Here is a 17,373-nt window from a genome sequence, read left to right on the forward strand (position 1 = left end):
CTGTAAATAGCACACTAAACACCACATCATTAGTTAACCAAAATCGGTGCAAAAATCGTACAGCGAGTGGATAAATGTCAAAACTCAAGCAAGAACAACAGATCGCCAAAAAAGTGACGCTCGTTGGCGCGATTTGGGATGCCCTTCTAGGAATTGCCAAAATCCTCGCAGGCCATTTTTCACACTCTAACGCCCTATTGGCCGACGGTATTCACTCCCTCTCTGATCTTGTTACGGATATCTTTGTCTACTTCACCTCAGCCAATGCTCGTCGTGGTCCAGATGAAAACCATCCCTATGGCCATTTGCGTTTTGAAACCCTGACCACAGTTGTACTGGGGTTCGTGTTAATGCTAGTGGCGATTGGTATCGCTGTGGATGCCTTCACCACTGAACAACAAGCGGCACAATTCACCTGGTACGGTTTGGCTGCCATCCTCGTTACCATAGTGGTAAAAGAAGGCATCTTTCACTATACCAAACAGGCAGGTGAGAAGATTCAGAGTAAGATGCTGATTGCCAATGCCTGGCACAGTCGCAGCGATGCCTTATCATCGGTGGCGGTATTGGCTGGTTTAGCGGGTATTTATCTGGGCATTCCTTGGGCCGACCTCGCCGCCGCAGTGGTTGTAGCCTTGTTAATCGCCAAAATGGCCATTGGCATGATTTGGGAAAACCTCGCTGAATTAGTGGATACCGCACCTGACCCTAAACTAATGGCACAAATCAAAGACACGGCAAATAGCCTCAAGCATGTGATGGCCCCCCACGATATGCGCGCCCGTTCTATGGCAGGCAAAATTTACCTCGACATGCACATTCATGTACCCAGCCACGCCACCGTGAGCGAAGGTCATTACCTTGGGGATTTAGTGGCCTACACCATCAAACAAGCCCACTCGCAAGTGGCCGATGTGATGGTACACATTGATACCGACGACAGCATTCAAACCGACAGTTTCCGTGAGGAAAAAGGCAAACCACCACAACTCAAGCTGCCTGCTCGCCAGCAAATTTTGGCCGACTTAGGTTACCTATTAAGAGAACATAAAGCTTACATAGATTTAGAGAACACACGCTTGCATTACCTTAATAAGCAATTGGAAATGGAAATCATCGCCCAAGCCGACCAACTGCCTGTGGAACAACAAGCGGCCGCCAGCCAGCAAATACTCTTTATACTGAATCAAGTGGGTTATTTACATCAAGCCAGTGTGCACTGGGTACACAAGGCCTAATCACTCGCTTATCACCAGCAAGCTTTAGAAGATCAATCTCTTTGATCTTCTAAAGCTTGGTTCAAATGTTCTTCCGGCAAACTTTTACTGGCCTTAGCGCCCATTTGTTTTAGCTTCTCGGCACGTGCCAACAAATTACCTCGCCCTGTGGTCAGCTTCTTCAACGCCGCATCGTGGCTGCGATTGACTGCCTCTAGCTTACCGCCAATGTCGTCCATGTCTTGCACAAAGCCCGAGAACTTGTCATACATGGCACCCGCTTGACGGGCGATCTCAATGGCATTTTGGCTTTGCTTTTCATTACGCCAAATATTTTGCACCGTACGCAAGGTCGCTAACAAATTCGATGGTCCAACAATAATGATATTGTGTTCAAAGGCTTCGCTGAATAACCCATTGTCCGCTTGCAAGGCTAAGCCAAACGCCGCTTCAATCGGGATAAAGAGCAACACGAAATCCAATGACGACACGCCTGGCAAATCATGATAAGACTTAGCACTCAGCGCTTTCATGTGACGGCGTACCGCGTCCAAATGCTGCTTTAAAGCGCGATTTTTGTCTTCGTCGCTTTGCGCTTCCATGTAAGCCAGATAACTCACCAAGACCATTTTGGAATCCACCACGATTTGCTTATTGTCCGGTAGATGAATCACCACATCTGGCTGCAAGCGACGACCATCTTCGCTCTGATAAGAGGTCTGCACTTGATATTCTCGGCCTTTTTCCAGACCTGATCGCTCCAGAATACGCTCCAAAATCACCTCACCCCAACCGCCTTGCAGCTTATTTTGCCCTTTCAAAGCATGGGTAAGATTGACCGCATCGTCGCTGATTTTTTGGTTCAGCTGCTGTAGGTTTTTAATTTCTTTGGCGAGAGAGAAACGCTCACGAGCCTCGGCTTCATAACTTTTTTCCACTCGTTCCTGAAATTTCTGAATCTGTGTCCCCAGTGGCGTCAACAAGGACCCCAACTGACGTTCGTTCTCTTTCGCCAAATGACGGCCTTGCTGAGCCATAATGTCTTGAGCAAGCTGTTTGAATTCCACTTCATTTTGCTTTTTCTGTTCCCGGTAAAAGGCTTCTTTCTCCTGCCATACTTGCTGAGCGGCGGCAAACTGCTGCTCCAAAGTAATGGCCTCTTTCTCTAAATAATGCTGCTGGTCTTTCGATTGAGACAAGAGTCGTTGTAATTCTTCATTTTGTTGCAGAATTTTTGCCTGCTCCTGCTGCCACTTGCGACGCATAGCCTGTACAATAAGCATGGCAACAAGAGACACCAATAAGGTCGCGGCAAAAAAACCAGATAGCGCCCAAATGGATTGCCCAAGCCAATCAATCATAAAATATACAACCTACTATTTTTTAAAAGAAAAGATTAAAGGATAAGAGACCTTTTTAGCACCAAAGTGATGTCAGCACCTAAGTGACGCATAATGGCCGAACAAGTCTTAGTAAGTTTACATGGATTACTATCTTAGCCCAACACACAGACAACGCTTTGAATTGGAAATTAAAAACAGCCAATTTATTACCACTGTCTGTCGCACCCAAGGCCGTGACGCAGCGAAACAATGCATCGATGACATTCGAGCTGAATTTCCCGATGCCAATCACCACTGTTGGGCCTTTGTCGCAGGCGCGCCGAACAATGTTCACTTATGGGATCAGAGTGACGATGGCGAACCCAAAGGCACGGCAGGCAAACCTATGTTAAACGTCTTACAGCATTCAGACTTTGGTGAAATCACTGTGGTAGTCACTCGCTATTTTGGCGGTATCAAATTGGGCGCAGGCGGTTTGGTTCGCGCTTACAGCCAAGCGGTACAAGAAGCCTTAACGCAAACCCAATATGAAAATATTTACCCACGTCGCCCTGTGCAGCTAAAAATCGCCTACCCTTTATTGGGCAAGGTAGAATATTGGCTAGAACAGAGTGATATTGAAGTCACCAACAAATCATACAGCGACAGCATCATTCTTGATCTTGCTGTCATTGAACGCACTTGGCCAGAGCAACAATCCGCCCTAACGGATCTCTGCCAAGGCAGCTTAACCTTAATAGAACCGGACAACGCATAACCATGTACCAAACTGGACAAAGATGGAGTAGCCGCAACGAGCCTGATCTCGGCGTTGGCATGATAATTGAGAAACAAGCTAAATCCTTTACCTTACACTTTGCTGACGCCGAAACGGACCGTCAATACTCAAACGATCAAACCAGCCTAGTAAGGCGTACCTTAACGGTTGGCGACCAACTGCACTTTCAAGAAGACACCTTCACTGTACTGGAAGTGGAAGAAATCGATGGCCTGGTCGAATACCGCGTTAGCGATGACGACGATTGGTTAGAAGAATCCATCATTCAGTTCCCACGCAATGACAAAAACGAGCTGGATTCCTTATTGGCCTTGTCTCCTGCACGTCGTATGTGGTTTGACTTACGCCGTCATACCCTAGAACACCAAGCCGCCAATGCGGCGTCACCTGTGCGTGGTTTAATGGGCCTCAAAGCCGAACTACTACCGCACCAAATTTACCTCGCTCACGACATTGCCAACCGCCCCAAAGCGCGCGCCTTGTTGTGTGACGAAGTGGGCATGGGGAAAACCCTCGAAGCCGGTTTGATTCTGCACCAACGCCTTTTAAACGGCTTGTGCAAACGGGTTTTGATCCTGACGCCAACCAACCTACAGCACCAATGGTTAGTGGAAATGCTGCGTCGTTTCCATCAGCCATTTTCCCTTATCAATGAGTCTGTATACGAAGACTTCATGGAAGGCGACGACAACCCATTTGAGCAACAGCCTTTCGCCATTGCACCGATTGATTGGGCCAGTCAACACCGCCACGCTGCACAACATATGTTGTCGGCTGAGTGGGACATGATCATAGTGGACGAAGCGCACCACCTAGCTTGGCACCCAGAAACACCTAGCATGGGCTATCAACTTGTTGCCCGTTTGGCAGCGCAAACCGAATCCCTATTGTTGCTCAGTGCCACACCAGAACAAACGGGTGAGCGCGAACACTTCTCACGTTTGCAACTCATAGACCCAGACCATTACCACGACTTTGATCGTTATTTGGCGCAGCAACAGGAATTCAAACAAGCGGCAGAATTGGCCGAAAGCTTGTTGCCTTACAGCCAAGAAAATCATGGCCTTGTCGCCAAAGATTGGAGCCAAGCATTTCATGCCTACCTAGACGAAGTGCAAAGCAAAGACTGGTTTATCCAACTGCAACAAAGTCAAGGCGACGCTCACGTTGCCGCGGCAAAAGATGCTATTAATTGGCTGATTGACCGCCACGGTACGGGCCGTGAAATGTTCCGTAACACCCGTGCGGCGGTGGGTGGATTCCCAGATCGTTACCTGCATTCTTATTCGCTGGAAAACAATGAATTCTTCGCTTCGGCTTCCCATCACTTGCAACCAGAACACGAAGTAGCAGATGGTCATTGGGAAAAAGACCCACGTTGGATTTGGCTAAAAGAATTCCTTGAATGTCAGGCGGACAAAGTCCTCGTCATTTGTCATACTGCCGACATGGCACAATGGCTCAACGACCAACTGACCTTTGCCGGTTTCCAAAGTGCCGACTTCCATGAACAAATGCCGCTGATCCACCGTGACCGAGCGGCCGCTTACTTTGCCGATGAAGACGGTGCGCAAATCCTCGTTTGTTCCGAAATTGGCAGCGAAGGTCGTAACTTCCAGTTCAGCCATCACTTGGTCATGTACGACTTGCCTGAGCACCCAGACCTGCTGGAACAGCGTATTGGTCGTCTGGACCGTTTAGGCCAACTTAACGACGTGCAAATCCACGTGCCATACCTAAAAGACAGCGTACAAGAACGCTTGTTTAACTGGTATCACCACGCCCTAAATGCCTTCTGTCGTACCACAGGCTCTGGCGATAAAGTCGAAGACGCCTTCCGTGAAAGCCTACACGCTTATCTGCACGGTCAGGACGATGACAGCGACTTGCTACAAGAAGCCCATGTTTACCATGAAGCCCTGTTGAAACAGATGGACGAAGGCCGTAATCGCTTGTTGGAAATGAGCTCTTGCCGCCCAGAACAAGCACGCCAGTTGATTGACCAGATCAATCATCAAGCCACCAAAGGCTTGCACCATTACATTGAACAAGTCACCCATGCGTTTAACATCTACGCCGATTGTCAAAATGACGATGCCGATGCGGCCGCTTGGTTTATTCGCCCTTCCACCGATATGATGCTCGAAGCCCTGCCCGGCATTGAGGAAGAAGGCAAAATGCTGATGCTGGATCGCCGTCAAGCCAGCCAGCGTGAAGACGTGGCCTTTGCCACTTGGGAACACCCGCTCATCACCATGCTGATGGACGAAGTACAAGGCTTTGACTCAGGCAAACTGACGTCCGCCATTTTGCCCATCGCCGCCTTGCCAGAAGGCACGGTATTGGTGGAAAGCATGTTCGTGATTGAAGCCACCGCGCACCCGCGCCTCAAATTGGCACAATCACTACCCATGACGCCTATGTGGCAACTGTCCGACTCCAACGGCAAATTCCTACATCAGCAATTTACCGCGGACAAATGGGCAGAAAAACTCAAAGGCGTACCGAACCGTGTCGCCGAGCAATGGGTTGCCGCCTTGCGCAAAGACCTAATTGAAGTGCTGCAAGCACACCAATTAAACGCCCAAGATCAAGCGCGCCCGATTGTTCACGCAGCCAAGACCGCTTACCAGCATCGCTGTGAAAACGAGATCGACCGTCTACGGGAACTCAAAGCCTATAACAACTTGATTCGTGACGAAGACATCCAAGCCTTGGAAAACAACATGCAAGAAGGCTTAGTGCGTATTGATGAGCACCAGATTCGCCTCGACGCGATTCGCATCATCTTGACCACTAAACCGGAATGACTCAGTGATCGAAGACAATCCCTTGTTGGAGATACTGTATGAAGATGACTGGTTCGCCGTCATCAACAAACCAGCAAACTGCTTGTCTGTGCCCGGTCGCGGCCCAGACAAGCAGGACTCCATCCTCTTTCGAGCTGAGCAAACCTTCGGTGAAGCCTTTGCCATTCATCGACTGGACGAAGCCACCTCTGGCTTAATCTTGGTCGCCAAAACCCACGACTGCCAAAAGCGCATGTACGCCCACTTTCGTGAGCGAGAAGTGAAAAAAGAATACCGCGCCCTACTGCGTGGTCGCCTACAGGGGCAACGCGGTGAAGTGCGCAAACCACTGCGCTGTGATTGGCCCAACCGACCTCGACAAATCGTCTGCACCGACGAATGGAGCAAAGACTCCATCACCTTCTGGCAAGTGCTCGACTATCAAGACAACACCACCCGAGTTCGCCTAACCCCTCACACTGGCCGCTCCCACCAATTGCGCGTCCACATGCAAAGCCTAGGACACAGCATCATAGGCGACGAATTCTACGACCCTGAGTATTCCAGCGCGGATGAAAGATTATTGCTGCACGCCTATCGATTGGAATTTTGTCATCCCTTCACGGGGGCGTGGGTGGCGTTTGTGGCGCCAATGCCGTTTTAGGGGGATTCCCCAGCCCTTTTTGAAGGGAATTTCCCTTATACCCTTTTTGGGTTTTGCTTTGCCCGAGGTTTCGTGGTTTTCCTTTGAATGGCTTTGAGCGGGGGGCTTTTTTCCGCTCTGCTGAGCGAGTAACTTTTGTCTAGCGCCACAAAAGTAACCAAAAAGTCGCTTTAACCCTTTCGCACATTCAGGAACGTGTCGAGAGTTTTCACCAGTGGCTCGCTACCTCTTTTTACGTTTAAAAGCGTTTTATATTTAAGCAAAATTCATGTTCCTTTCCTTTGCCTTTTAAAATAAAACTTTAGTTTACAGTAAAAGTTGTATTTTGGTTTTCTATAGAACAAGTCTAATATTTAATCTGCCTGAGCGTTCTTGATTTTTCTCTCATTGGCTTTGGTTGGGGGCTATATTACCTCTGCCCGAGGGAATTTTGGTTTCCTCTTAATGGCTTTGGTCGGGGTGCTTTTTTCCGCCTTTTAACTCTGGGAAAGGCTAAGCGGGTAACTTCTTTTTTGAATTTAAGAGTAGCGCCACAAAACTCTCTTTCTAAAGGTAAGCAAAAGGTCGCTTTCATCCTATTCCCAATATTGCTCTTTGTCGCGCATTCAGGAACGCGTCGAGCATTTTTTGCTGACAGGCTCATTATCTCTTTTTACGTTTAAAAGGGTTTCACATCTGACAAAATCTTATGTTCCCTCCCCTTTTCTTTAAGAGGAAAACTAGGATAAGGGGGATTCCAGCATTCTCATGAGGCATATCAGACAGCCATGAAAAGTCAGGCAATATTCTCTTTCATGGTTTGGGCAGCCTATGTCAGACAAAGAGGCGTTCAGTCAGTCGCTGACGAGGTACGGAAGGAATATGCCGCCTATCAGCATCTTAAAACGGCCAAAGGTCTATACACGAATAAAGATTTCGACGATGGACGTACGGTGATAAAGCAGGCTGAAATGACACTTAGCCCAAATACGTGGACACTTAGGATTAAAAGGCTTCGCCAAGAGCTGTTAAAACTGGAAAAGTCTCCAAATTGAGGTCCAAATAACACCTCTAATTAGACAATGACTTGACAACAAGCCCTTAACTTTACTGCGTCTATGTGTTGTGGCTTGATCGTGCGCTTACACTCGACATATCTACAGGTGACTTCTGGGCAATTTTCAGTTAGTGATGGGGGTATTTAAAAATTAATTGACTCTTCACCTTAGCTCTATTTTCAATCTTGATACCTGAACACATATCTCCTTAAGTCTCGCTAAATTTAAGTAATATTCAAACATATTTTGACTTCATTGTTTTTGACGAAACCTTGGTAGTTAAGCCCGATTAGCAAGGAGACTAATGTTATAAATTAGGTTGTACTATTAACCTAAAGGAGCATTTATTTTATGGCCTCTTTGACAATCGAGTTGAAAAATTTCAACGGTAATAAAGAATCCTTCATCAATAACAATGCTCAGAGTTTACAAAAATGTTCTCTGGCGCGAGACAACCAGACGTTTCGACTCATAGATTTCACTGAAGGCAATACCTGTTTCTACCTTCCCTACATTGACCGGGCTGTATCAGTCATAAAGGTTCCAGCGATGCCAACTACTGCTATCTCAATTATTACTGATAGCATGGATGGCTGTAATTTGCTTTTAAAGCAGTGCGAAAACTCTTATTACCTATTGCACGATAATTACACCATGAACATAGCTGAAGATGATGAACCTCTGGCTGACCTGTACGACGATGATGACACCTATTTCTTGAAAGGCTGTTCATTTAGCAACATTGAACAACGCATGCTCGAAAACAATGTTTGTATGGGATTTTTTGTACCTGAAAACAAATCTTTTAAAGGGCTTAAGTTATTGATGCAACGAGGTATGTATCGCGACCACACTATCCCGATTTTAAGTTATGAAAAAGGCATGTGGAGCCTTGGTGAATATTGAACAATGAAATGAGCAAGCTTTCGCTTTTCTCAACAAAATTGAAAAAGAGGATAAATTTATGCCAATTGAAAACTGGGGAATCCCTGAATACGACCTCATAAAAACAGCATTAGATCTTGATGTAAAGAAAATGGACTCTTGCATGAACACCATCACTTATCAAAGGGGACTCAACGAGAAACTAGGAGATCTAGGAAAACTGAACAAGCTTACAGTCTTGGACAACGATAGAATTAGCCGTATTAGTCTCGACTACGCGATAAGCAATAAACTTCAGGAAATGAAAATATGGACCGCTTTCCCCAAAGTTTGGCAACTTGATCTCGATAGTTTTAAAAATAATGGCTATGACTCTGATATAAGTCTTATGCAAAATATTCCTAAACAAGAAATCAAAGAAATCAAAGACACTTATGGTGAAGGTAATAGAAGAAATAGCGACCCAAAAAGAGAGTTCTGTCTGATGGTGGGCAGATTTGAAGTTGGTGAACAACAATGCGCGATCATCACGGGTGCATATAATGTTTGTAAAAAATCTAATAACTGGGTGCAAATGTGTGACATAAACGGAAACAAGGATCAAACTCATGCTGAACGTATTGCGCTAGCATTTTGCATGGAATACGCCTGTGAATTACGAAAGGATCTGGACTGGCAACTTCCAAAAATTCAGATTGATATTGATTATATCATTAGCAAAAGCGCTAACTGCATTAGCTGTGGAGTTACGCTACCAGAAATCGCGAAAAAAGCAGAGGTATTTAATATGTTTGTGCGTTTTCAAGACTAATAGGAAATGTGAATGAGTCTTCGATATGATTTTGGTCACCTACTCCCTAATTATTACCTTTTAATCCATATTACGAAGATATTGCTCGTTTTGTACAACTCAATATCAAGAAAATACGCGTTTTGTACTGGCAAGAAATGAAATGGCGTTCTAGTATCAATAGGTAAGGATTTACAAGTGTGCTCTTTTTTTAGGGATGACACGCTGTGCTTACCTAAAAGAAAGATGAAATAACGCACTCACTCATTTGTAACGCTCGCTTTTTCGTAGGGGATTGAATCATTATTCAATTTTTATGGCTTACAGGGCTTCAAAAAATAACCCCAATACCTAAATGAACGTGCACACTATTAAACTGTTATACGTCAATTGAACACCAAGTGACTTTTAGAGCAAGGATGTTATGTCAATAAAAAGCATAAAAAAACTAAAACAGTTTGGTATCTATCAGGACCACACAAACGCCAATGCTAAAGATTTTGGGAAGTACAACCTGTTTTATGGTTGGAATGGAAGTGGTAAGTCTACGCTTTCGGGGTTGTTTAGGTGTATCGAAAATAAAGTTACTTCAAGTAAATTTCCTTCTTCAGAATTCACTGTAAACGTAGATAATGGCACAGCAATCACACAAGCGAACGTGGCGGATTCTGACCTTAACGTTTACACCTTTAACCATAACTTTATTGACGAAAATATTTCATGGAATAGCGTTGTAAAAAGCATATTGCTTGTTGATAAAGAAAAGATTGAAGAACGTAAAAAACTAGAAAAATTGAAACAAGAGCAGGACGTCGATAGCAAAGCGCACGGCATAGAAGCAGAAGCAATAAGAAAACTTGATGGCGCTGTTTCAAAGTTTGGAACTGATAGCGCGCGACACATGAAGACAAGTCTTCAGTCCATTGATACTACAGACAATTACTACCTTAACTACGATAGGCGTAAGTTTGGAAAGTTCATAGAAGACCACCTTGAAGAATGTAAGTCGGACGATTCACTTCTTGATGATCAAAAAATTGTTGAATTAACCAATGCTGCGAAGCCTGCTCAAAAGTCCCCGATCATCTTTAATAAACGCGCTATTAATCAAGATACTTTTACCAAAGCTAAAGAACGACTTGATAACCTTTTGAAAACTAGCGTGGTCAGCCAAACTATTCAGCGGCTTGTTGATTATACTGATATAAAGTCTTGGGTTGAAACTGGTCTTGACCTCCATAAGCGCCACGATACAAACGAATGTGAATTTTGTGGTAACACTATTACCGAAGAACGCATTAAAAAACTTGAAGCCCACTTTAATGACGATTACAAAGCCTTTCAGACCCGGCTTGAAAGTGCAGATGGCTGGCTTTCCGGTCAATATGTTCAACCCCCAACGCTACCCGCTGCAAGTGATTTTTACGACGAATTCAAAAATGGGTACATCGAAGCATGTACGGCGCTGGAAAAGGCAATCACAGACCTGAACGAAGAAATCAAGGTCTGGCACAATGTATTAAAAGACAAGACAGCTAATCCACTTGAAATCACTCTAACGGTTGAAGTTATAAGTGAATCATTCATAAACGCGTTTAACGATGCTATGACCGCTATTGTCGCAGCTGTTGATAAGCACAATCATAAGTCAGGAAATTTCAAAAAAGAAACTGATAAAGCTAAAAAGCAACTTGAACTTCACTATGCGACTACCGAAGTGAAATCATTCGGGTATCACGATAAGAAAAAAGAAGTCGTTAATCGAACTATCGCAAATGAAGTGCTAAAAACAACAATTAACACTAGAAACACAGAAATCCGAACACTTGAAGATTTACTATCAAATGAAGGCGTGGGCGCTGACCAGTTTAATGAATCACTTCATAAGTTTCTTGGACGCAGTGAATTAACCCTCCGATTCAATCCGAATAAAAAAGGGTACGAAATATTGCGGAACGATTCCGTTCCGGTAGAAGGAAACTTGAGCGAAGGTGAAAAAACGGCTATTGCGTTTGTTTATTTCATAACCAAGTTGAAAGAAAACGATAACAAGATGGAAAATACTATCGTTGTTGTCGATGATCCTGTTTCAAGCTTTGACTCGAACCACTTGTTTCATGCGTATTCGTTTCTTCGTAGCAATTGTGGCAAGGCAAAGCAGCTATTCGTATTTACACACAACTTTACTTACTTCAAATTAATACGTGATTGGTTCGAAGGTGTAAACCGCAATAGAATGGGAAAGAATCCACCTAAAGAACCTAATGCGTTCTTCTATACAATTGAAGCGTCTACAGCTGCTCCACGCCAATCAACGTTTAAAGACGCAGACGCTAGTTTGATTAATTACAATTCAGAATACCATTATATATTTTCAAAGCTTCATAAATACAAAGACAACCCCGCACTGTCACGCGACGAAGCTTTTTTAACAGCGAATCTTGCGAGGAAATTACTTGAATCATTTTTTAGCTTCAAGTTTCCAAAGCACCGAAGTAATATTGCGCAGCTAATGAATTGTGGTTTGAACGGCTGCAAAATCACAAATGAAGCCACCAAAGAAAAGATTTATCGCTTCATAAACAAATATTCACATAGCGCTGTGATTGAAATCAATGAGGATTCATCAGAAAACCTATTAGGTGAAAGCCTAAATGTCATTGGTGATATATTTACATGGCTTCAGGAAGTTGATGAGATTCATTACAACGAAATGCTCGAGGTTGTTGCATGATTAGTATAAAAGCGTATAACAAGCCACTGCACTTGGAAAAATTACTCGCTGAGCTCGCAATTTTCCGGTGAGCAAAGCGTTAAGGCTATTCAGTGCTGTCCGTAGTGTCCGCCAATAGCAAAGATATAGACATACTGATCATCGTACTTATAAATTAATCGATCTTTCTGGCTAAGGCGCCGTGACCAAAGCCCGGATAAATTATGTTTCAGTGATTCTGGCTTACCTGCTCCCTCAGCGGGGTTATCCCTTAACATTTCCTTTAATTGTCGGCACAAAACTTTATGTAGTTTCTTATCCTTTTCTCGCAAGATTTCATACTCTTGCCAAGTGCTACCCTCAAAGACCAGTGATCTCACTCACCTCCTCCTTGTTCGGCTTGTATCCTTTATTTTCACTGTGGGTACTCAAAGAGTCAGCAATCTGCTTCATTAGGTTAGTATTTTGCAAAATGTACAATGTTTCTTGCTCTCGTTCCCAGTCCTCTGCGCTCATCACGATGAAGTCTTCACCAGAACGTCTAGTCACTTTTAATGGTTCGTGGTTTCCAACTATCTGTTCTACAAAGCTTTTCAAGTTATCTCTAAATTTATTAACACTTACACTGTTCATATCTATCACCACTTAAATGTACGGCATTTCAGTACATAATAGAATGGAAGCCTTAACAAGGCAATCACAGAGAAACAAGAAAATGCTATAGCCTAGAATTCCAAAAAATTATTAGGATCAGAGTAAGATTAAATACTATTCTACTTTTATCCCTTTTATTTGATATGCCGTGAAGGAGAAGTATATCGATGTTAAATGAAGAGATTTTAGCTTCTATAAATGAAAGTGTTCTTTGCTGGTTAGCGACCTGTGATGAGCATGGCTTTCCAAATTGCTCACCTAAAGAAGTGTTCTTGCCTTATGGTGATTCTCATATTTTGATCGCAAATATTGCTTCTCCTGAAAGTGTCAACAATATTCAGAGCAATGAAAATGTGTGTATTAGCTTCGTTCATGTGTTGAAGCAAAAAGGCTTTAAAATCAAAGGAAAAGCTGAATACATTGATTCTGAAAGCGCTGAATATAATACACTCTTCCCAAAGGTTGAGCCCATCGTTGGTGATGTTTTTCCAGTTAAAGGCATCATCAAAGTTAGAGTCATATCCTGTAGCAAAATAATTGCTCCGGGCTATTATTTGGTCAAAGGTGCTACAGAAGAAAGCCAAATTGAAAGTGCAAAGCGGGCATATGGCATATAACTAAACCTTGATATGGCTCCCCACATACAAATTGATTGGGGGCAGAGTCAATATCATTCTACCCTGTCCCTTTTCATTGAAAATACGTTGAGTTTAATTAAAAGTACGTTGAGTTGTTATTTTATTTCAATGGGTTACAACGTTTCAAAAGATAACTCAAATGCGTAAACGCGCACGCGCACTATTGAAATGTTATGGTCTTCATATTAATCAAGTATTGTTAATTGGTAGCAGATGGTCAATAAGGTATTAAGAGCATTAGTCTGGATTAAAAACACACTCGAAGAAGATAATATTCCTTATCAAATAGTGGGAGGTTTAGCTGCATCGATTCATGGAGGTAAGCGACCTGTCGCTGACATTGATCTTTATATTCCAAGAGAGTTTTCTCAGTCAGTATTAGCTAAAGTTGAAGACTATATATCAAAACCGTTGAATCGATTGTTAGAGCATGGATGGGATGTGGAATATTTCCAGTTAATATATGACGAGCAAAAAATTGAAATAGGTTTGTCTCAAGGAACAAAGATTTTGAATGGTTCAACCGGAGAGTGGTTTGAGCTCAATATTCATTATCGCCACTCGGTCATTGGTAAATATGAGGGAGTAGAAGTACCGGTTATTCCTGCTTCAGACCTTATTGCCTATAAGTATGTACTGGGGCGAGAAGTTGATATCATTGATATCAAAGAAGTTTCTGCTTCAATCCAACCGTAACAAAGCGGCGCTCGTTATTGAAAGGTTCCATTTCTAAAGGAGTATAGTAGTACCAATGCCATTAGTTATACGAGAAGCGAATAGAGATGATTCAAGGTTAATCCTCAGGTTCGTAAAAGAGTTAGCGCGTTATGAAAAAGCAGAGCATGAGGTAATTGCAACCGAAGCGTCGATTGAAAATTCAATCTTTGGTGAAGGTTCAAGCACTCAGGCTCTTATCTGTGAAAAAGATGGCATCCCCATTGGCTTTGCTGTGTATTTCTTTAACTATTCAACTTGGTTGGGGAAACATGGGCTTTATCTCGAGGATCTCTATGTAACCAGTTCAGAACGTGGCAGTGGTGCCGGAAAAGCGCTCTTAAAACATCTGGCCAAAATCGCCGTTGAAAAAGGGTGTGGAAGGTTCGAGTGGAGTGTTCTTGATTGGAACGAACCTGCTATTAACTTTTACAATTCGCTTGGCGCTAAACCAAAAAACGAATGGTTAGGTTATCAATTAACAGGCGCCAATCTACATGCCTTGGCGGAGTCCTGAAACTAACCATCAGCAGCATGGCACCTAAGGAAAGAGGTCAGATGGAAATACAACTTCAGTATACAACAAAAGTTGTATTTTGATTATTATAAAGAAAAACAAATCGTTAGGAATTAAAGAATAATTGGGATCAGCGTATAATTAAATATTATTCTACTCTGATCCTTTTTCGTTAAGATGACATAACAAAGCGCTGTTGTAGGACGGTCTTTCCGCTCGAACCTCGCTACAACCCCGCAGCAAATAAGGATGAAGTTTGCCTTAATGGGTCTATCCATAAGTTTATGAAACCAAGGTGATACTATGCCTATAGCAAATTGTTTGGTCTCTTCAAAGTGTCAGCCCGGAAACACAAATTTGATCGATTTGTGGGCCAATGCATCCGGGCAATCGCCAGAACAGATGACGATAACCATCAGTTATTACGATCAACAGATAGGTAATGAGTATGAGGTAATCGTGACTCTCTATTTACCTTCCCTGTGGTCGAAAAAAAATATTTCTCTACTACAAACGGGATTATCAAAAGCCATAGCGGAACATTTTACCTTACCCATCGAACAGGTTTTCATCATGACCAGTCTGGTTGATTCCGGTTATGTTGTTGAATCTGGCGAGGAAGTTAGGTGGTAAGAAAACTAATGAGAACTCACCTGTTCTACAATCTGCCAACCCCTTAATCTCTTAAATTCCAGCATTGGCACCCTGTCATTTTCTCACCCTAGCCAAATAAGGATTATCAACTACACTCTATGACTATGACCCCATAAAAATAATAGGGTATCGGTCAAGGTAGATGCTTACCTACAGTAAGGTACCAGCAAAAGACGTTACCAGACATCAAAGAGGTAAATAGCATTTTCTGTGCGTCTTTTTTATATAACATAGACATGGTTATGGAGGATTTATGTTTTGGCCCCATGATAAGATACCGCATCTCCCCCCTTTATTGACTCAAAAATGGGATGAAATACTCACCCCCACCCAGCTCATTCGCAGCATGTTTATTTTATTGTCCATCTTGGGCAGTGCCATTCTGATTTTTTCCACCCTCACTATTTACTGGGTTTCAAAAGCCTATATTCTTGATCGAGCGGAAGCGGAAGCCATCAGCATCAGCCAAGCTTTTACCAACAATCATTATGAATTAGTACTCGCCAATGAGAATGCCAATATTGATATTAGCAACATAGCAGAGGACAAATTAGACACGGCATTTCGTCAGACATTAGCGCCCTTTCACATGATCAAGGTAAAGGTCTTCACACCAGATCGAACCATTGCCTACAGCACGGATAAAACCCTTATCGGCAGCACGAATATTGGCAATGATTCCCTTGAAAAAGCGCTAATAGGGGAAAATGTTTCTAAGCTGTACAACAAAAACAGCGAGATGGATTTAAGCTTTGAACAGCATTTTGACATCGACGTGGTGGCAACTTACACACCGGTTTTTAATCAAGCGGGGCTGATCGCTGGGGCCTTTGAAATCTATCAAGACGTTACTCGCTTTCGCGAGGACATGAACACGGCCATCATTACCGGCACTTTGATTGTGCTTGCTAATCTATTGATTATTTTTTTCATTGCTTACCGATTGATGAAACTGCCATTGTCTGCCCTGAAAATAGCCCATAACAAGTTACAAAGGATGGCGACAAAAGACAGTTTAACGCAGATAGATAATCGCTCTCAGGCGTTATCTTTTTTTGATAAAGAAATATACCGTTTAAATCAATTTGGCGGCAAACTCAGCATTGTTTTAATGGATTTAGATAAGTTTAAATCAATCAATGACACCTATGGCCAACCCGCGGGGGATGAAGTGATCAAACAGTGCGCAAAAGCCATTCGAGCATGCCTTCGCCAAGGTGACTGTGTGGGCCGCTATGGTGGCGAAGAATTTATCATCATCTTACCGCACGCGAATGAACAACAAGCCTTCAATGTGGCTGAACGCATCCGTAACGTCATCAAAAACCTAAAGATAGTGTACGATGGAAAAACCATCCCTGTTTCCATCAGTGCTGGCATCACGGAAGTGTTCTCAACAGAAGAGAACACAGATGACGTTATTAACACAGATGCCCTCATTAAAGAGGCGGATCATGCGCTTTACGATGCCAAAGCAAAAGGACGTAATTGCAGTATCTGCGCTTCACAATTTGCCATAGCCAAATAATTTACATGGCAAAATAACACGGGCGATGGTTGGGTGCTTTTCAGCAAAACACCGCCGTTTTGCTCTGCGGTGTCCCTTGTTATTTTCAATCCTAACACTCTATCGGGTTATCTTCGCCACTATTTTTCTGACCAATGGTGCGACAATGGCAAGGGTGGGGAAAGCAATTGGCCATGTGGTGACACAACTTTTCAACCACTGGTCAGCAAACCCCGTGTGAATGCCTTATGACATGCCGCTGTCTGTTCCGCTCCAAGTCATATGGAATGCCCTAAGTTTCGGCGTTTACTGGGATTGGCGGCCGCTGGCGCCATACAAAGTAATGTGGCTTATACTCTGGCTAAAAAGCGAGATTAAAGGTTTTCATTTGAATACGCTGCAACAATGGAGTGCGAAATGACACGATGAAAATGCAAACTGACCACCCCCTTCCTTTACTCATCGCATACAGG

General features: G+C 43.4%; 16 protein-coding genes. 12 read left to right on the forward strand and 4 right to left on the reverse strand.

Features of this window, described 5'->3' with window-relative positions; translation table 11 throughout:
- Window positions 1–74 precede the first annotated feature (74 nt).
- On the forward strand, window positions 75–1,238 hold the full coding sequence (locus ACXAH2_RS03510) for a cation diffusion facilitator family transporter (protein WP_475076739.1): 1,164 nt from the start codon (window positions 75–77) through the stop codon (window positions 1,236–1,238).
- A 32-nt stretch (window positions 1,239–1,270) separates the two neighbouring features.
- Here the strand turns inward: ACXAH2_RS03510 and ACXAH2_RS03515 are convergent, their stop codons facing one another.
- Window positions 1,271–2,578, reverse strand: a complete 1,308-nt coding sequence (locus ACXAH2_RS03515; RefSeq protein WP_475076741.1) for a DNA recombination protein RmuC — start codon at window positions 2,576–2,578, stop codon at window positions 1,271–1,273.
- Between the two features lie 121 nt (window positions 2,579–2,699).
- On the opposite strand from ACXAH2_RS03515, the gene ACXAH2_RS03520 reads away from it, so the two are divergent.
- The 6 genes from ACXAH2_RS03520 to ACXAH2_RS03545 all read left to right on the forward strand — a co-directional run bounded on the left by ACXAH2_RS03520 (window position 2,700) and on the right by ACXAH2_RS03545 (window position 12,237).
- Window positions 2,700–3,317 (forward strand): YigZ family protein, encoded by a 618-nt coding sequence (locus ACXAH2_RS03520; protein ID WP_475076742.1) that lies wholly within the window; start codon window positions 2,700–2,702, stop codon window positions 3,315–3,317.
- Between the two features lie 2 nt (window positions 3,318–3,319).
- Entirely contained in the window at window positions 3,320–6,148 is a 2,829-nt protein-coding gene (gene rapA / locus ACXAH2_RS03525) for an RNA polymerase-associated protein RapA (RefSeq protein ID WP_475076744.1), read from the forward strand.
- 4 nt (window positions 6,149–6,152) lie between these two features.
- Window positions 6,153–6,791, forward strand: coding sequence for an RluA family pseudouridine synthase (locus ACXAH2_RS03530; protein ID WP_475076745.1), 639 nt, complete (start codon window positions 6,153–6,155; stop codon window positions 6,789–6,791).
- Between the two features lie 1,388 nt (window positions 6,792–8,179).
- Complete coding sequence (locus tag ACXAH2_RS03535; RefSeq protein WP_475076746.1) at window positions 8,180–8,734, forward strand: hypothetical protein; 555 nt, start codon at window positions 8,180–8,182, stop codon at window positions 8,732–8,734.
- A 58-nt stretch (window positions 8,735–8,792) separates the two neighbouring features.
- The gene (locus ACXAH2_RS03540; protein ID WP_475076748.1) at window positions 8,793–9,524 is read left to right on the forward strand and encodes a hypothetical protein; all 732 of its coding nucleotides are present in this window, start codon (window positions 8,793–8,795) and stop codon (window positions 9,522–9,524) included.
- Between the two features lie 403 nt (window positions 9,525–9,927).
- Window positions 9,928–12,237 (forward strand): AAA family ATPase, encoded by a 2,310-nt coding sequence (locus ACXAH2_RS03545; RefSeq protein ID WP_475076749.1) that lies wholly within the window; start codon window positions 9,928–9,930, stop codon window positions 12,235–12,237.
- Between the two features lie 89 nt (window positions 12,238–12,326).
- Here ACXAH2_RS03545 and ACXAH2_RS03550 read toward each other — a convergent pair whose 3' ends face one another.
- Window positions 12,327–12,596: a Txe/YoeB family addiction module toxin gene (locus ACXAH2_RS03550; protein ID WP_475076750.1), complete on the reverse strand. Its 270-nt coding sequence runs from the start codon at window positions 12,594–12,596 to the stop codon at window positions 12,327–12,329.
- Window positions 12,577–12,849, reverse strand: coding sequence for a type II toxin-antitoxin system Phd/YefM family antitoxin (locus ACXAH2_RS03555; protein WP_475076752.1), 273 nt, complete (start codon window positions 12,847–12,849; stop codon window positions 12,577–12,579). Before ACXAH2_RS03555 ends, ACXAH2_RS03550 begins: the two co-directional genes overlap by 20 nt.
- Window positions 12,850–13,037: 188 nt before the next feature.
- On the opposite strand from ACXAH2_RS03555, the gene ACXAH2_RS03560 reads away from it, so the two are divergent.
- The 5 genes from ACXAH2_RS03560 to ACXAH2_RS03580 all read left to right on the forward strand — a co-directional run bounded on the left by ACXAH2_RS03560 (window position 13,038) and on the right by ACXAH2_RS03580 (window position 16,921).
- A complete protein-coding gene (locus tag ACXAH2_RS03560) occupies window positions 13,038–13,487 on the forward strand; it encodes a pyridoxamine 5'-phosphate oxidase family protein (RefSeq protein WP_475076753.1) in 450 nt (149 codons plus the stop codon).
- 234 nt (window positions 13,488–13,721) lie between these two features.
- Window positions 13,722–14,204 (forward strand): nucleotidyltransferase domain-containing protein, encoded by a 483-nt coding sequence (locus ACXAH2_RS03565; RefSeq protein ID WP_475076755.1) that lies wholly within the window; start codon window positions 13,722–13,724, stop codon window positions 14,202–14,204.
- Window positions 14,205–14,259: 55 nt separating this feature from the next.
- Entirely contained in the window at window positions 14,260–14,739 is a 480-nt protein-coding gene (locus ACXAH2_RS03570) for an N-acetyltransferase family protein (RefSeq protein ID WP_475076756.1), read from the forward strand.
- Window positions 14,740–15,042: 303 nt separating this feature from the next.
- Window positions 15,043–15,372 (forward strand): hypothetical protein, encoded by a 330-nt coding sequence (locus ACXAH2_RS03575; RefSeq protein WP_475076757.1) that lies wholly within the window; start codon window positions 15,043–15,045, stop codon window positions 15,370–15,372.
- A 274-nt stretch (window positions 15,373–15,646) separates the two neighbouring features.
- On the forward strand, window positions 15,647–16,921 hold the full coding sequence (locus ACXAH2_RS03580) for a GGDEF domain-containing protein (protein WP_475076759.1): 1,275 nt from the start codon (window positions 15,647–15,649) through the stop codon (window positions 16,919–16,921).
- Window positions 16,922–17,020: 99 nt separating this feature from the next.
- Here the strand turns inward: ACXAH2_RS03580 and ACXAH2_RS03585 are convergent, their stop codons facing one another.
- A complete protein-coding gene (locus ACXAH2_RS03585) occupies window positions 17,021–17,143 on the reverse strand; it encodes a DUF2798 domain-containing protein (RefSeq protein ID WP_475076962.1) in 123 nt (40 codons plus the stop codon).
- Window positions 17,144–17,373 lie beyond the last annotated feature (230 nt).

Source organism: Marinomonas sp. ABL3_031 (assembly GCF_056161265.1).

What these genes read in the sequence shown, in the direction of transcription:
- ACXAH2_RS03510 (WP_475076739.1), top strand. Translation starts at nt 75, where the DNA reads ATGTCAAAACTCAAGCAAGAACAACAGATCGCCAAAAAAGTGACGCTC.
- ACXAH2_RS03515 (WP_475076741.1), bottom strand. Translation starts at nt 2,578, where the DNA reads ATGATTGATTGGCTTGGGCAATCCATTTGGGCGCTATCTGGTTTTTTT.
- ACXAH2_RS03520 (WP_475076742.1), top strand. Translation starts at nt 2,700, where the DNA reads ATGGATTACTATCTTAGCCCAACACACAGACAACGCTTTGAATTGGAA.
- rapA (WP_475076744.1), top strand. Translation starts at nt 3,320, where the DNA reads ATGTACCAAACTGGACAAAGATGGAGTAGCCGCAACGAGCCTGATCTC.
- ACXAH2_RS03535 (WP_475076746.1), top strand. Translation starts at nt 8,180, where the DNA reads ATGGCCTCTTTGACAATCGAGTTGAAAAATTTCAACGGTAATAAAGAA.
- ACXAH2_RS03540 (WP_475076748.1), top strand. Translation starts at nt 8,793, where the DNA reads ATGCCAATTGAAAACTGGGGAATCCCTGAATACGACCTCATAAAAACA.
- ACXAH2_RS03545 (WP_475076749.1), top strand. Translation starts at nt 9,928, where the DNA reads ATGTCAATAAAAAGCATAAAAAAACTAAAACAGTTTGGTATCTATCAG.
- ACXAH2_RS03555 (WP_475076752.1), bottom strand. Translation starts at nt 12,849, where the DNA reads ATGAACAGTGTAAGTGTTAATAAATTTAGAGATAACTTGAAAAGCTTT.
- ACXAH2_RS03560 (WP_475076753.1), top strand. Translation starts at nt 13,038, where the DNA reads ATGTTAAATGAAGAGATTTTAGCTTCTATAAATGAAAGTGTTCTTTGC.
- ACXAH2_RS03565 (WP_475076755.1), top strand. Translation starts at nt 13,722, where the DNA reads ATGGTCAATAAGGTATTAAGAGCATTAGTCTGGATTAAAAACACACTC.
- ACXAH2_RS03570 (WP_475076756.1), top strand. Translation starts at nt 14,260, where the DNA reads ATGCCATTAGTTATACGAGAAGCGAATAGAGATGATTCAAGGTTAATC.
- ACXAH2_RS03575 (WP_475076757.1), top strand. Translation starts at nt 15,043, where the DNA reads ATGCCTATAGCAAATTGTTTGGTCTCTTCAAAGTGTCAGCCCGGAAAC.
- ACXAH2_RS03580 (WP_475076759.1), top strand. Translation starts at nt 15,647, where the DNA reads ATGTTTTGGCCCCATGATAAGATACCGCATCTCCCCCCTTTATTGACT.